The following is a 14,392-nucleotide window of genomic DNA, read 5'->3' on the forward strand; positions in this document are numbered from 1 at the left end:
GTGGCTGGGGTGGTGGCGGCGAGCCGTGCGATCAGGTGCGCCGGGTCGATGCGATCGCAGCGCCTCCGAAGCCGATGAGGAGCAACGCGACCAGCATCAGCGGCAGCATCGAATCGGATTGGCCGGTCTCTGGAAGCAACATCACGATGGTCGTGGTCGGCGCCGCGGTGGTCGGGGCAGCGGTGGTCGGCGCAACCGTCGTGGTCGTCGTCGTGGTCGTCGTCGTGGTCGGAGCGACCTGGTCGTCGACGACGATCACGCCGGCGACACCCAGGTCGCGGCTCAGCGAGAACTGGGCCGACGCGTCGTCGATCACCTCGGTCTGGTCGTCGTCGACGACGGGGGTGACGGTCGCGCTCGCCTCGTAGCCCTCGGGGCCCGCCACACCGAAGGTGTACGCCCCGATGGGAAGGACGGCTTCGAACGATGCGTTGCCGACGCCTGGTGCGGGATCTACGCCGGACGCAACGATCGTGCCGGCCGAGTCGTACACCTCGATCGTGAAGTCCGCGCCGGTTGCCGAGCCGCCCGAATCGTTGACGATCTCGATGTCGGCTCGGACGAGTTCCGTGACGTATTCGTTGCGCAGCGTGCAGAGGGTGTCGGCGAACGGGATCTCGCCGTGCGTGACGTCGAACGCCGGAGACGGAAGGACCTCGCGTCCGCCCTGCGAGTCGATCTCGCAGGTCACGAAGACCGCCTCGTAGCCGTAGTCGGGCAGGACCTCGCCGAGCGTGTAGGTGCCCGGAGCCAACCGCACCCCCGCGCAGAGATCGGTGTCGATCAGCCCTGGCGGAAGTTGGATCAGTGGTTCGAAGGAGCACACGTCGTTGGACGGGTCCGTGATCGCGCCGGTCTCGACGAGGGCGCCGTCGGCGTCGTAGATCTCGAGCGGGAAGTCGCTCGACCCGAGCGGCCCGCCGCTGACGACCTTGTCGATGTAGAGCACGGGTCCGCGTTCGATCTCGACGAAGCAGGTGACATCGGCCCCTGATTGGAACGTCACGTCGATCGGCAGTTCATCGGGGGTCACGATGGGTGTCTCGTTGGCAAGACACTCGACGGTGCTGACGTAGTAGCCGGGAGAGATGCCGAGGACCTCGAGGGAGTACGTGCCGCCGTCTTGCAGGCTGGCGGTGTTCTCGCCGCATGTCAGGCGACGTTCGGCGCCAGCGCCCGACGGAATACATCCGGCGACTGGTGTCCCCTCATCGGTCAGCTGCAGCGTGAGTGCGTCTCCGGCAGCGGCCGAGTCCGGGTCGACTCGGAACGGGCTCACTTCGACGATCAAGTCGATGCTCGCCTCGGTCGGCTCGCCCGCCTCGACCGTGTCGGCGACGCCGACGAATCCGACTCCTGCTGCGATCATCGCGAGGATTGCTGCTGCTCGACTTCTCATCGGGTTCCCTCCGCTCGTCGCCGCACGCTCGCGGCTGGGTGAGAACGTAGCCCAGCACGACGGCTCGCTCCGGGAAGATCCGCAGCCGACGCGCGCCGGATGCCCGCGACGACATGAGTGACGACACGAGTGACGACATCCGGGACGAATGCCAGCGCAGCGTCGCCACCCCGGTCGTCGACGAAGACGTTCAGGTCACTCGGCGGCGGCGAGCTTCTCGGTGACGGTCACACCATCGGTGACCACCGAGGCGTCGAGGCCGATCGGGGCCTCGTCGATCCCGAACACCCAGCGGTAGAAGCCGGTGGTCGCCTGGTGGATGCCGGGCCAGACCTCTTCCACCGGGCGGTTCGGATCTTCGCAGCCGTCGGTGCCGAGCGTGCGAAGGCGATCGTCGATCACGGCACCGAGACCGGCGGCTTCGGCCAGGTCGATCAGCGTGGCGTTGCCGTCACCGACCGCGCACAGGTCGGAGAAGGCGAGATGGCCGGAGTCGGCGAACGACCACAACCACGACGGCGCCGGGGCCCGCTCGAACGCCGGGACGGTCCGTTCCGTCGGCGAGACGATCGCGTCGAGCTCACCGGCCATGAACAGCGACGGGACGCCGGGGGCCTCGTCGCCGAGTCCCGACGCGTACGACACGTAGCCGAGGATTCCGTCGTCGCCGGCCATCTGGACGACGGTGCCGCCGCCCGCCGAGTGGCCGCCGAGGGCGACGCGGTCGTTGTCGAGCGCGCCGCCGACGATCGGGTCGTCATCGAGCGTCGTGAGGTACGTGCGCATCGAACGGAAGTCGTCGACCGACGGCGGCTGGCCCTCGCTCGTGCCGCCGAACTGGTTGAGGAGATCTCGCGACGGATGGTCGGTCGACGCCACGACCATGCCCCATGACGCAAGGTGTTGCGCGAGCACACTCGACTGCAGGCGGAACGAACTGGCGCCGTGGCTGAACAGCACCACCGGGAACGGGCCGTCGGTCGATACGGCGGCGTCGCGGGTGGCGTCGATCGAGCGGCTGTCGTTCACGTCGGCGGGGATGAGGTCGGCGATCGCCGGCGGCAGGAAGTCTCGGACGCGATAGGCATCGACCCCGCCTCGGGCGGCGTCGGTCGCCGGATACCAGACCTCGACCGGGTTCCCCTCGGGGAGCGCTCGGGTGGTGACACCGACGGCATACGGTCCGGTCGCCGCCAGGTCGGCGGCAGTCACTGCGGGTGTTTCGGCCACCGTGGTCGCGGGTGCCTCCGTGGTCGTCGTCTCAGGCGCCGCAGTGGTGGCGGGAGCCTCGGTCGTCTCGGGCGCCGGTGCCTCGGTGGTCTCAGGTGCCTCGGTGGTGGCGGGCGCGTCGGTGGTCTCGGCGGCGGGCGCCGTGGTGTCGGCGCCGGAACTCGATTCGGAGTCGGAACCGCACGCTGCGAGCGTGAGAGCTGCGACGGCGGCGAGAGCGAGGATGGAACGCATGAGCGGGAGCGTAGATCCCGTCGGGTGCTCCGATGAGGTCGGCCGAGACGGATCTCCGGACATACGGGCACGCAACCGGGCGTCTCGACCGGGGAATTCTCCCCATGTCGTCGACTGCCGGTTCCGTGGAGGATCGATCACGACCCGAGCGACCGCTCGCGGTCCCCACGAGCGGCCCGACGAGCGGCCCGACGAGCGGCCAGACGGCCGGCCCGAGCGCTGGCCGAGCAGCACAGGAGATGACATGTACGACGAGACCGACCCGCATCGCGCTGGAGCATCGACGCTGCGACGACGAGCCGCCTGCGAGAATCCGACCATGACTTCGAATGACGACGCCGCTGGTGGAGCATCTGCGACGGGCAACGGTGGCTCCGATCTCCCACCGGTGCCCCCGGTGGCCAGCGGATCGGGACGCGACGACGACACGCTCCCGAACCCTCACGGCGATGCCACACTGCTCCCGCTCGCGACAGCGACCGGCTCGGGGTCGCTGCCGCCCGGCTCGATTCCGCCAGGCGGCCCCACGGGGCCCGGCCAGTTCGGTGGCCCGGGTGGCGATACACCGGGCCGCCCCGCCTGGCTCCTGCCCGCCGGTGTCGGCCTCGTCGCCGGTCTCGTGATCGCGCTGGTCGCCGTGTTCGCCTTCGGTGGTGATGACGAACCGTCCGCCGACGACGTGCTCGTGCCGTCGACCCTGCTGGTGGAGTCGACGGTGCCCGGCGTCGCCACGACGCTCGGCGAGCCGCTCGCCACGACCACGATCTCGCCGACCGAGACCACGATCGATCCCGGTAGCGCCACGGTGCCGCCGACCGAGCCCGCGACCACCGAGCCCGCCACCACCGAGCCCGCCACCACCGAGCCGCCGCCGACCACCAGCCCCGACGGCATCGCGGCCGCATCGCCGGGCACCGTCCGAGTCTTCGACGTGGAGTACCCGATCGTTCGGGTGTGCCAGTCGACGCCGTTTGTCGGGTACTCGGTGACGAGTTACGTCTACGAGGAGGGTGGATTGCCGAGCTTCATCGAGCGCTGGTTCGACGAGGGTGGGGTCAGCGGAGTCGAATTCTTCGACGGCGAGGCCGATGAACTCGTCGACTTCGGCGCCGACGGGTTCGGCGCGATCGTGTTCCAGGGCGACGGCGGTTTCCCGGTCTCGGTCAACCCCACCGGGACCGAGTCGGGGCCGTGCGCAGGGACGATCGTCGAGACCGACCCGGCGAACCCCGACTTTCCGACCGAACGCGCCCTGCTCGACGTGTGTTTCGGCACCGTCTTCGCACCCGATGAGAACGGTGAGATGCGCGAGTCGGTCGGCTATCGCGCGGTGACCGCCGAGTTCGGCATCGTCACGGCCCTCCCCAACGCCGGTGCGTCACTCGCGGTGGCCTACTCCGCTCCCGACGCGTCGTTCGGCGGCTCGGACCCCGAGGCGCAACCCTCCGAGGTCGACGCCGGCCTGCGGATCGATGCGACGGCGGTCGGCAATCCGGCCGGCAGCTACGCCGGAATGACGCGGACCCTCGAGATCACGATCTCGGACGCCCTCCTCCGGGATTGCTGACGGACCGCCGACGACCGGACGACGGCCGATCCATGGCCGATCCATGGCCGATCCATGGGCGATCCTTGGCGGTCACACAGACGAAGGCTGTACCCCGTGACGGAGGTCGACGGTCGCGTGCGGCGGTGCGCCGATCGGCTCGCCGGCAGCGTCGGCGGATCCGCTGAGGTAGATCACGGCGAGCACGGCGACGACCAGCCACATCACGATCGCAAGTGACCACATCCACGCCGTCGAGCGAGTACGCGCCGACGACGAGCGATCGTCGCCAGCGCGCCCGGCTCCCTGTCCGGGCTGGTGGCCGGCCTCGTCGCGAGTGGGCGGCCCGGCTGCGACGTGCGTTGCTGCGGGCCGCTCGACCGAGTCGAGGCGCTGAAGACGTTCGCTACCGAGCGATGCCGCGAGGTCGTCGATCGCGCTCTGCAGTTCGTTGGCCGTCGGCCGCGCCGTCGCTCGATGGGCCAGACACCGTTGGAGCAGGCGTCGCAGCTCGCGTTCGGCCTCGGTGGTCGCGTCGCCAGCGAGTCCGGGGGTCGCGTCGACATCGGCGAGATGGATCGCCGTCTCGTGGTTGAAGTGGCGGTTGGTCAGCAGCTTGGCCAGCGTGACGCCGAGCGAGTACACGTCGGTCGTCGGGGTGACGGTGGCGTCGCCGCGTAGTTCCTCCGGGCTCGCGTAGCGGTACGAGACCGCATTGGTCTTGGTGGCGAAGTCGTCGGACGAAGCGATCGAGGCGATACCGAAATCGCACACCTTGACCTGGCCGAACGTGCCGACGAGCAGATTCTGTGGCTTGATGTCGCGATGCACGATGCCGGCCTCGTGCGCAGCGGCGAGCGCGTCGGATGCGTGCGACCCCACGAGGAGCACCTCGGCGAACGGCAGCATGCCACCGACGGCAGCGCTGCGATCGTCGAGCGACCCGCCGGGCGAGTACTCCATCACCAGCAACACCGCGCCTGCCGGTGTTCGCACGACCTCTTCCAGATTGACGACATACGGATGCCCGCGCAGGCTCGCCAGTGCCGTGAGTTCGCGGTTGGCTCGTCGGAGGCGGGCGTCGGCGTTGCCGTCGGCGCGCAGCTCCTTGATGGCGACGACCGTGCCGGTCGACGCGCGCGTCGCTCGGTACACGTCGCCGATCCCGCCGCTCCCGACGCGTACGAGGTCGTCGAACCCCACGACGTTCATGGGCCGCTCGATCCCCGTCGAGCGCCGCCGTGGACCCGAGTCGGTGTCACCGGTCGCCGTTCGCTGCGGCCAGTTCGTCATCGAGGAGCCACAGGTCGTCTTTGGTGACGATGCGAGACGACAAGACGTACTCGACGAGTCGCGCCTTGCGGTTGGACGCATGCGATCCGGCGTCGCCGTGCAGGCCGCGGATGCCGAGGTTGGCGAGTTTCTCGCAGACGTTGTCGAGCTTGCGGTTGTACTTGGTGGTCTTCCAACCGATCCGCCGAGCAGCCTCGGCAGTCGTCGGAATGTGGGCGGCTGCGTTGCCGCCGACGCGCAGCGCCGACTCCGAGATCGACAAGACGAGCAGCTTCTGATCTCGGGTCAGTTCGATTCGTCCCATCGTTGCGGTGCCGTCGTCGTCGGGCGCGGTGAGATCGGGAACGGGCGCGGCCGATGCTCGCTCGATCATGAACTCGTAGGTGGTCGATCCGGCCTGGAACCGCACGAGCGTTTCGCCGTACACGAGTGGCATCACGGCGCCGGGGCCGAGCATCGCCTCCATGCGACCCTCCGGATCGGCGATGGTGGCCACGAGTTGCGAACCGACGTTGCGGAGCATCGGCTCGCCGTGGCCGTCGGTGAGCAGTTCGAGGAATCGGCGATGCAGGTACGGGTTGTCGTCGATGACGAAGTCGGCGTCTCGCCCGATCGTGAAGGGCAGCCGGTCGATGTCGATCGCCTCGCCGCAGTAGTCCAGACTCAAGGTCATCGCCGCTCACCGTATTCCATCCGGCTCGCTCGGTCCTGCTGCACGCGACCGCCCGTTCTGGCTGCACGCGATGCGGGGGAAACCTCCCCATTGCGGTCGTTGCTGCGATGTCTCACGATGGCCACCGTCGGCGGTTGATCGTCCCGCGTGATCGACCGGCCATGATCGACCGGCCATGATCGACCGGCCATGATCGACCGGCCATGATGAAAGGTACGCATGTCCCCTCCTGAACCACGCCGTCGGCGTCCCGCCTGGTTGGCGCCGCTCGTCGTCGGACTCGCCGCACTTCTCGTCGGAGCAGGGCTCGCGGTGGGGATCATGCAGCAGGGCGATGCATCTTCGATCGCCGACCCGACGGAGACGTCGATCTCCGGCACGGTGCTCCCCGTCGTGACCACCACCGCGAGTCCGTCGGGCGACGCGAGCACTTCGAACGAGCCGGCGGTGGCGACCACCGTGGCTGCGGTTTCGGTTACTGCTGTCTCCGTGCCACCGGTGCTCGAGCCACTGGCGCCCGGTTCGATTCGCGTTGACGGGGAGACGTTCATCGAGACGTACCAGTGCCTCGCGTTTGCCGTGTCGAACCCGGTGACCGGGAGCGGTGACGCCGGGATTCGCGTGGCGCTGCACCAGATGCAGTCGGCGACGGGTGCCCGCCTCTCTCTCGAACGATGGCGCTACGACGTCGGTGGCGCCATCGGTGTCGCCGAACTGAGCGGTGACGTCGGACCGCGGCGCACGGAGTTGGTCGAATTCTCGGTGGCCCCGAGCGACGGGATCTATACCGTCCCGAACGGCGCGCTCGTTCGTCGAGTCGAACTCGGGGAGTTGGCCGAGCCGTCGACGCTGTGTTCGGCGCTGGTCGTCGATTCGACCGCCGAGTTCCGAACCTACGGTCTGGTCGACGCGTGCCGTGCCCCAGACGAGCCGGCCTCGACCCTCGCGGAGATCTTCACGCTGCACGACGGTGTGACGCTGACGCGGCGCACGACGTCGGACAGCGATCGCTTCGTCGGGGAGTTGCACCATCCCGATGGCACGTTCGCGGTCGCCGATGGGATCGTGCGACTCACCGACCGAGGGACCGTCGAGCTGTCCGGCTCGCTGCTGCCGGGCCCGCTGTCGGCGCGCGATACCTGGCTGCTCGAACTGGCCTCGACGCCACCGAGTCGTTCGTGTCTCCCCGAACAGACCGCTGCATTCGCCGTGGGCTGAGCGTTTCCTCGTTCGCTCGGCGGCACCCACTGATCAGACGAACGCACGCGTCGTTCGGGATCGTTGCTTCGGCAACCTGCGTCAGCACCGCCAGGACGGAGCATCACATGCCACATCACCTTTCCGAGCCATCCGACGGCCATGACGGCCCTGGCGTTCATCACCGTCATGAGATCGATCGCGTGGACCATGACATCGATCTCGAGTGTCCGGGGTGTCGGATGCTGGTCGAGTTGTTCGAGGTCGAGGCGGCGTTGCGTGACTGCAGCCTGCGGCTCTGGGTCGCCGGTTGGTCACCGATCGAGTTGCTCGACGAAGTCGTTCGGGTCACCGGTCTCGCCGGGTCGCGCGACTTCGTGGTCCAGGTGCTGCTCGTCGATGACTCCCATCGCAGTGAGCAGGCGAGAACTCCGGAGTGGACCAGCCGGATCACCGCGCTTCGAGCGATGACCGCGATCGACGACGTGTCGCTCGGTTGGCTGGGGAGATGGATCGTGGGCAACCACTACTCGGTGGAGTCGGAATGCATCCTGAACGGCACGCTGCGCACCTTGCAGGAACTCCTCCACCCGTCGATCGCCGCCTGAACGGCTGCGTGGGGCAGACCCACGCGGTCGCCGTCACTCGCCGTCACTCGCGCGGTTCGATGATGCAGGGCCCGCCGTCGCAGGTGTCGATCACCATGCCGTCGGGTGCCAGGAAGGCGGCGATCTGGTCGTAGGCCGCCGCCGCCCGCCGCACGTCCTCATGCGGGTCGATGCCGTCTCGGGGTGGCGTGTTCGTGATCGGCGGCAACGCGGTGCCGGAGTCGAACGTGATCGTCGCCGAACCGTCGAACGGGTACGACTCGATCCGTGGGATCCCCCAGAACGGCTCGACGTCGGTCGAACGCACCTCGTCCGCGGCGCCACCGACCGAGGCGCCCATCGAACGAGCCATGACGTCCATCGCCACGTTGGCGACCTGGAAATCACCGAGCGCGCCCTGGATCAGCCCGACCTTGCGGTCGACCCCCGGGAGCGGATCGTCGCCGTAGTGATTGACGTAGCCGTTGCCTTCGCCGCGATCCCACAACATCTGGATCAGGAGCAACGTGACCGCCTGGTCGAGCTTGTCGGGGAACGCCGGGTCGAGGATGAGCTGGAACGTGTCGAAGTCGACGCTGCGGTTCAGCAGTGTCGAGTAGTTGACGCCCGGCACGCCGAACACGCCGCGGTCCCAATCGGTCGAGATCGCCGTCGACACCGGACCCATGATCCCGCCCTGCGAGATGCCGTAGTAGTAGAGCTCGTCGAGGGCGATCAACGGCTCGCCCGCTTCCGATTGGAAGTTCGGGTCCGAAACGAGACCTTCGGGATGCTTCATCAGCCGACCGAGGAACAGGGTGTTCAGGTGGCCCTGCAGGAGTCGGTCGGCGAGGGTCGAGAAGTTGCCGGGGTCGACGAGTGAGTCGACGGCGTTGCCGGTGTCGTCCTCCGACATCCCGATCAGCGAGGTGCCACACACGACGTAGTTGTGGTTCTGCGCGAGCAGTGTCGGGCCGGCGGAGGTGACCTGTCGCTCGCTGCCGAGCAAGCCGTGGCCGTACACGAGCCCGGCGCCGGGATCGGCGCCGCTCGACGCATCGGTGACCTGGCAGCGGTACCTCGCGGTGAACGTACCGTTGACGCTCGGGAGGTCCGGGTCGTCGGTGAGCGACAGGCCCGTGCCGGGGGAGCCGTCACCTTCGAGGTAGAGCGGGATGTCGTAGGTGCCGTCGATGACCGTGCGGCTGGCACTGTCGCCGTCGCCCGGTTCGACCTCCACGGTGTCGACCGTGAAGGTGGGGGCCGCGTCGCCGAGTCGTGAGAACGCGTCGTCGCGCATGTGGAGCAGCGGACCGGTGAGGCTCTCGGTCGAGATGACGGTGAAGTCCCACGCAATGGTGAGGTCGTCACGATCGACGCCAGCCACTTCGAGGTCGGCGAAGACCTGTTCCATCGCTGGGCGTCGCGCTTCGATTTCGGGAACGTCGGTCTCGAGACGATCGCGGAAGGCTCGGAACGCATCGGTGGGTTCGATCGGGGCGCCGGTGGCGTCGACCAGGTTGCGGAGCGCGACGACGATTCGGTGCCCTTCGGCGTAGTTCGTCGCCGGCCGGATGAAGAGTCCCTGGCGGTCGGGGTCGGTGGCGTTCGCGTCGAGTTCGGCCCAGTGCGGCCACCGTTCGCCGGTCGTGGCGTCGAGCACGATGCTGCCCGAGGCGTCGTCGAGCGACCGGGCGATGTCGGTGATCGGCGCGAGCGCGGACGCCTCGATGTCGACGCCCGGCACGAGCACGAGCGCCGCGCTACCGGGGCTGAAGCCGTCGTTGCGGTTCTGGCGGGACGGATCGATCGGGACGCCGTCGGCGTTGACCGGCATCGACTCGACCGCGAACGCGACGCGCCGTCCGGTTGCGGCAGCTGGATCCTCGACGGTCAGCGCGTCGGACGGAAACGGGAGCAGGCACTCCACGCCCACGACCTCGCACCGATCCGCGTCGTCGACGGCCAGGTCGATGCTGCCGGCGAACTCGAACTCGGCGGGTTCGGTCGGTGCCGGTTCGGTGTCGTCGGGCTCGGTGTCGTCGGGCTCGGTGGTGGCTGGCTCGGTGGTGGCCGGCTCGGTCAGCGCTGGTTCGGTGGGCGTGGCGACGTCCGACGCGGCCGGTGCGGCGGTGGTGTCGGTGGAGGCGTCGTCGCTGCTGCATGAAGCGACGACGAGCCCGACAACGACGATGACGGCAAGTTTGTGCATGATTCCCCCTGGGGGCGCGAGGTTGCCAGAGTCCGGTCGCAACCGCAAAGGCGCGGGTGAAGGCGCGGGTGATGGCGCGGTGATGGCGCGAGTGATGGCGAGCTCGGTCGGGGTGAGGTGAGCGGGGTCGTCACCCAACTCTGTGACAGGGGAATCGTACACTTGTTCGTATGACTTCGCCGGTCGTCTCGCAGCAGGTGGCGCACATCACCGCCATACGCGGCGATGCGTCGGCGGCGGCTCCGATGATCGAGTCGGCGTTGGTCGCCGTGCGCAGGGTTCGGGCGTGGGCCGATGCGCAGGAGGCTGCCCTGGTGTGCCGGTTGACGGAGCTGTCGTCGTTCCCCGCTGGTGCCATCGCCGATGCCGGCAAGTGCTCGTTGCACGATGCGAACCGCACGAAGGAGCGAGCTGAGACGCTGTCGCGAACGCCGGGGCTCGCCGGAGCGCTCGACGATGGTGACATCACGGCTCGGCACGTCGACGCGGTGACCCGCGGCGCCAAGCAACTCGATGATGAGCGTCGTCGCGAGGAGTTGTTCGAGCGGCTCGACGATCTGGTCGACGTGGCGGCTGCGGCCACGGCCGAGCAGTTCGAGCGGCGCGTGAAGTTGGAGATCCGACAACTGCAGTCCGACGACGGCGACGCCCGACTCACCCGACAGCGTCGCAGCGTTCGAGCCTCCAGCTGGACCGACGCCGAGGGGATGTGGAACCTGCGCGGGCGATTCGATCCGATCACCGGTGTCGAACTGGCTGCGGCGCTCGATCGAACCGTGCAGCGACTGTTCTCCGAGACGACGCCCGAGCTCTGCCCCAGCGATGCGATCGAGAAGCAGCGATTCCTCGCCGGCCACGCGTTGGCCCGCCTCGTCCGTGGCGCAGCCAGCGTCTCGTCGACCGGATCATCAGCCGACTCGCCAGCCGGGTCATCAGCCGACTCGCCAGCGGGGTCATCAGCCGGGTCATCAGCAAGGTGTGGCGTCGGTTCCCCGGAGTATGTCGTGGTGATCGACGCCGACGCAGCCGATCAGCCGGGGCCGGTCGCCGAATGGCCGATTCCGGTCGAGGTCCCTGCCTCGGTGCTCGCTCACCTGGCCGTCGAGGCCGAGATCAACGCCGTGGTCGTTCGCAACGGGGTGGTCCTGTACGCCCCCGGCATGCTCGACCTCGGTCGTTCGACCCGACTGGCCAGCCGCGACCAACGGCGAGCGCTTCGCGCGATGTATCGCTCGTGCGCCATCCCGGGTTGCGGCGTTCGTTTCGATCGCTGCAAGGTGCATCACATCGACTGGTGGCGACACGGCGGTCTCACCGACCTCGACAATCTGGTGCCGGTGTGCGTCGAGCATCACGCTCGAATCCACCACGACGATTGGAAGGTCGAGCTCGGCAGCCGGCGTGAACTCACCGTGCGATTCCCCGATGGAACGGTCCGCAGCACGGGCCCCCGAGTCGACGGCTGAGTTGATCGCGAACCGGATCGGCAAGGATGCGGTGATGGACTTCGACCTCGAACAGACCGACGCACTTCTCTCGACCACGCGCGCCGTGCGCAAGCGACTCGACTTCGATCGCGACGTGCCGGACGGCGTCCTGCTCGAGTGTCTCCAGCTCGCTGTTCAAGCTCCGACGGGATCGAACCAGCAGGGGTGGCGGTGGATGGTGATCCGTGACGCGGAGAAGAAGGAGGCGTTGGCCGAGTTGTACCGCGAGGCGGGTGGCGACTACCTCGCCGCCGCAGCAGAAAGCGTCGACGAGGCGAGCCAGCAAGGCCGCGTGCTCGACTCGGCGAACTTCCTGGCACAGAAGCTCGGCGAGGTCCCGGTCCTCGTCATCCCGCTGATCATCGGGCGGCTCCCCGACAACAGCGCCAATGCGGCGGCCGGCCTGATGGGCTCGATCATGCCGGCGATGTGGAGCTTCCAGCTCGCCCTGCGCAGTCGGGGACTCGGGAGCTGTCTGACCACCCTGCATCTCGCGAAGGAGCAAGAAGCTGCCGATCTGCTCGGCATCCCCGATCACATGACCCAGGCCGGCCTCATCCCGGTGGCGTACACGAAGGGCACCGACTTCAAGCCGGCCCGGCGCGACGACGTCGCGAAGATCACCTACCTCGACCAGTACAAGAACCCCATCCGAGCCTGACTCGACGCTGCTCGCGGTCGGGTGGCCTTTCGACGATTCCGATGAGTCGGGGTCGGCCGGGCAGACTTCGACGATGCAGTACATCAACGGAGAGTGGCTCGACGGGGCTGGGACGTTCGCGGTCACGAACCCGGCGACGGGCGACGAGATCGGTCGGGTCGCCGACGGAGGTGCCGCCGAAGCCGAAGCCGCCGTCGATGCGGCCGACGCGGCGTTCGCGGCGTGGTCGAGCACCACCGCCTATGAACGCGCCGACGCGCTCTATACGGCCTGGCGGTCGATGACCGAACGCGCCTCCGATCTCGCCGACCTGATGACGACCGAGCAGGGCAAGCCGATCCGCGCCGCCCGCAACGAGGTCAAGTACGCCTCCGATTTTCTGCTCTGGTACGCCGAGGAGGCCAAGCGCATCTACGGCGAGACGATCCCGTCGGCGCGCTCCGATCAGCGCTTCGTCGTGATGCGTCAAGCCGTCGGGGTGTGCGCCGCGATCACGCCGTGGAACTACCCGATCTCGATGCTCACCCGCAAGCTCGGGCCCGCGCTCGCTGCAGGCTGCACCGTTGTGCTCAAACCGGCCGAGCAGACGCCGCTGTGCGCACGGGCCGTGTTCGAGATCTTCCATGACGTCGGACTCCCAGCCGGGGTCGTCAATCTGGTCAACGCCGCCGACCCGGTACCCGTCGGCACGGCCTGGCTCGCCGACGAGCGCGTCCGCAAGCTGTCGTTCACGGGTTCGACCGACGTCGGCAAGCACCTCGCGGCTGGCGCTGCCGCGAGCGTCAAGCGCGTGTCGATGGAACTCGGTGGTCACGCTCCCTTCATCGTGTTCGACGACGCCGATCCGGTCCATGCGGCCAAGGGCGCGGCGATGGTGAAGTTCTTGAACACCGGCCAAGCCTGCATCTCGCCGAATCGGATCTATGTGCAGCGAGCGATCGCCGACGAGTTCCTCGCCACCCTTGCCGATCGCGTGTCGAAGATGCGCGCCGGGTCGGGGTTCGTCGACGGCGTGTCGATCGGTCCGCTCGTCGACGAAGCCAGTGTCGCCAAGGTCGACCGTCACGTCAGCGACGCCCGCGACAAGGGAGCGAGGGTGCTGACCGGCGGGCAACGGTTGACGGCCGACGGTCTCGACGCCGGCCACTTCTACGCACCGACCGTGCTCGCCGACGTGACGCCCGAGATGGCGATCCACTGCGAGGAGACGTTCGGTCCCGTCGCACCGGTGATCGTGTTCGACGACGAGGACGACATCGTCGAACTCGCCAACGACACGACCTACGGTCTCGCTGCGTACGTGTACACCAACGACGTGTCGCGAGCCTGGCGAGTCGCCGAAGGGCTGCGGTTCGGCATCATCGGCATCAACGACATCAACCCGACCTCGGCGGCCGCTCCCTTCGGTGGTGTGAAGGAGTCGGGGATCGGACGCGAAGGCGGCCACGTCGGCCTCGACGAGTACCTCGACACGAAGCTCGTCGGGTGGTCGGTGTAGGAATCGTCGATGATCATCATCACCGCCACGCTGTCGTTCGAGACCCAAGCCGATCGTGACCGTGCGGTGGCGGCCACCGCCGACGTCCAGCGGGCGACGCGTGACGAGGAGCCCGGGTGCCTGGCGTACTGCTTCGCCGCCGACCCGGTCGAGCCCACGCACGTCCAGGTCTACGAACTCTGGGACGACGCCGACCGGCTCGCCGCGCACTTCGACCATCGCAACTACGCGCAGATGGTCGACGTGCTGCGTACCTCTGGCGGCTTCGTCGCGTCGGACAACCGGCTCTACGCCGTCGCCGACCGTGGCCCGGTGTATGACGGCACCGGTGCGTTTCGGCGCGAGGCCGTCGCCGACGGCGTGAGCTGAGCCGTC

General features: G+C 68.3%; 12 protein-coding genes. 7 read left to right on the forward strand and 5 right to left on the reverse strand.

The window, feature by feature from the left end; genetic code table 11:
• Window positions 1-31: 31 nt before the first annotated feature.
• Complete coding sequence (locus ACE37B_RS15830; RefSeq protein WP_409924289.1) at window positions 32-1,399, reverse strand: hypothetical protein; 1,368 nt, start codon at window positions 1,397-1,399, stop codon at window positions 32-34.
• Between the two features lie 195 nt (window positions 1,400-1,594).
• Window positions 1,595-2,863, reverse strand: a complete 1,269-nt coding sequence (locus ACE37B_RS15835; protein ID WP_409924290.1) for an alpha/beta hydrolase family protein — start codon at window positions 2,861-2,863, stop codon at window positions 1,595-1,597.
• Window positions 2,864-3,182: 319 nt separating this feature from the next.
• On the opposite strand from ACE37B_RS15835, the gene ACE37B_RS15840 reads away from it, so the two are divergent.
• A complete protein-coding gene (locus ACE37B_RS15840; RefSeq protein WP_409924291.1) occupies window positions 3,183-4,430 on the forward strand; it encodes a hypothetical protein in 1,248 nt (415 codons plus the stop codon).
• Window positions 4,431-4,502: 72 nt separating this feature from the next.
• On the opposite strand, the gene ACE37B_RS15845 is transcribed toward ACE37B_RS15840, so the two are convergent.
• Window positions 4,503-5,621 (reverse strand): serine/threonine-protein kinase, encoded by a 1,119-nt coding sequence (locus ACE37B_RS15845; RefSeq protein WP_409924292.1) that lies wholly within the window; start codon window positions 5,619-5,621, stop codon window positions 4,503-4,505.
• 46 nt (window positions 5,622-5,667) lie between these two features.
• Window positions 5,668-6,375, reverse strand: coding sequence for a hypothetical protein (locus tag ACE37B_RS15850; RefSeq protein ID WP_409924293.1), 708 nt, complete (start codon window positions 6,373-6,375; stop codon window positions 5,668-5,670).
• 219 nt (window positions 6,376-6,594) lie between these two features.
• Between ACE37B_RS15850 and ACE37B_RS15855 the strand changes: the two genes are divergently transcribed.
• Window positions 6,595-7,593, forward strand: a complete 999-nt coding sequence (locus tag ACE37B_RS15855) for a hypothetical protein (RefSeq protein WP_409924294.1) — start codon at window positions 6,595-6,597, stop codon at window positions 7,591-7,593.
• A 182-nt stretch (window positions 7,594-7,775) separates the two neighbouring features.
• Window positions 7,776-8,180: a hypothetical protein gene (locus ACE37B_RS15860; protein ID WP_409924295.1), complete on the forward strand. Its 405-nt coding sequence runs from the start codon at window positions 7,776-7,778 to the stop codon at window positions 8,178-8,180.
• A 43-nt stretch (window positions 8,181-8,223) separates the two neighbouring features.
• On the opposite strand, the gene ACE37B_RS15865 is transcribed toward ACE37B_RS15860, so the two are convergent.
• Window positions 8,224-10,371: a hypothetical protein gene (locus tag ACE37B_RS15865; RefSeq protein ID WP_409924296.1), complete on the reverse strand. Its 2,148-nt coding sequence runs from the start codon at window positions 10,369-10,371 to the stop codon at window positions 8,224-8,226.
• Window positions 10,372-10,541: 170 nt separating this feature from the next.
• Between ACE37B_RS15865 and ACE37B_RS15870 the strand changes: the two genes are divergently transcribed.
• The 4 genes from ACE37B_RS15870 to ACE37B_RS15885 all read left to right on the forward strand — a co-directional run bounded on the left by ACE37B_RS15870 (window position 10,542) and on the right by ACE37B_RS15885 (window position 14,386).
• Window positions 10,542-11,837, forward strand: coding sequence for a DUF222 domain-containing protein (locus ACE37B_RS15870; RefSeq protein WP_409924297.1), 1,296 nt, complete (start codon window positions 10,542-10,544; stop codon window positions 11,835-11,837).
• Between the two features lie 34 nt (window positions 11,838-11,871).
• Complete coding sequence (locus tag ACE37B_RS15875; protein ID WP_409924348.1) at window positions 11,872-12,519, forward strand: nitroreductase family protein; 648 nt, start codon at window positions 11,872-11,874, stop codon at window positions 12,517-12,519.
• A 73-nt stretch (window positions 12,520-12,592) separates the two neighbouring features.
• On the forward strand, window positions 12,593-14,017 hold the full coding sequence (locus ACE37B_RS15880) for an NAD-dependent succinate-semialdehyde dehydrogenase (RefSeq protein WP_409924298.1): 1,425 nt from the start codon (window positions 12,593-12,595) through the stop codon (window positions 14,015-14,017).
• Window positions 14,018-14,026: 9 nt separating this feature from the next.
• Window positions 14,027-14,386 (forward strand): putative quinol monooxygenase, encoded by a 360-nt coding sequence (locus ACE37B_RS15885; RefSeq protein WP_409924299.1) that lies wholly within the window; start codon window positions 14,027-14,029, stop codon window positions 14,384-14,386.
• Window positions 14,387-14,392 lie beyond the last annotated feature (6 nt).

This window comes from Ilumatobacter sp. (genome assembly GCF_046290335.1).
GTDB lineage: Bacteria > Actinomycetota > Acidimicrobiia > Acidimicrobiales > Ilumatobacteraceae > Ilumatobacter_A.

Excerpts from the sequence above, each read along its gene's own strand:
- ACE37B_RS15830 (WP_409924289.1), bottom strand. The coding sequence starts at position 1,399 with ATGAGAAGTCGAGCAGCAGCAATCCTCGCGATGATCGCAGCAGGAGTC.
- ACE37B_RS15835 (WP_409924290.1), bottom strand. The coding sequence starts at position 2,863 with ATGCGTTCCATCCTCGCTCTCGCCGCCGTCGCAGCTCTCACGCTCGCA.
- ACE37B_RS15840 (WP_409924291.1), top strand. The coding sequence starts at position 3,183 with ATGACTTCGAATGACGACGCCGCTGGTGGAGCATCTGCGACGGGCAAC.
- ACE37B_RS15845 (WP_409924292.1), bottom strand. The coding sequence starts at position 5,621 with ATGAACGTCGTGGGGTTCGACGACCTCGTACGCGTCGGGAGCGGCGGG.
- ACE37B_RS15850 (WP_409924293.1), bottom strand. The coding sequence starts at position 6,375 with ATGACCTTGAGTCTGGACTACTGCGGCGAGGCGATCGACATCGACCGG.
- ACE37B_RS15855 (WP_409924294.1), top strand. The coding sequence starts at position 6,595 with ATGTCCCCTCCTGAACCACGCCGTCGGCGTCCCGCCTGGTTGGCGCCG.
- ACE37B_RS15865 (WP_409924296.1), bottom strand. The coding sequence starts at position 10,371 with ATGCACAAACTTGCCGTCATCGTCGTTGTCGGGCTCGTCGTCGCTTCA.
- ACE37B_RS15870 (WP_409924297.1), top strand. The coding sequence starts at position 10,542 with ATGACTTCGCCGGTCGTCTCGCAGCAGGTGGCGCACATCACCGCCATA.
- ACE37B_RS15875 (WP_409924348.1), top strand. The coding sequence starts at position 11,872 with ATGGACTTCGACCTCGAACAGACCGACGCACTTCTCTCGACCACGCGC.
- ACE37B_RS15880 (WP_409924298.1), top strand. The coding sequence starts at position 12,593 with ATGCAGTACATCAACGGAGAGTGGCTCGACGGGGCTGGGACGTTCGCG.
- ACE37B_RS15885 (WP_409924299.1), top strand. The coding sequence starts at position 14,027 with ATGATCATCATCACCGCCACGCTGTCGTTCGAGACCCAAGCCGATCGT.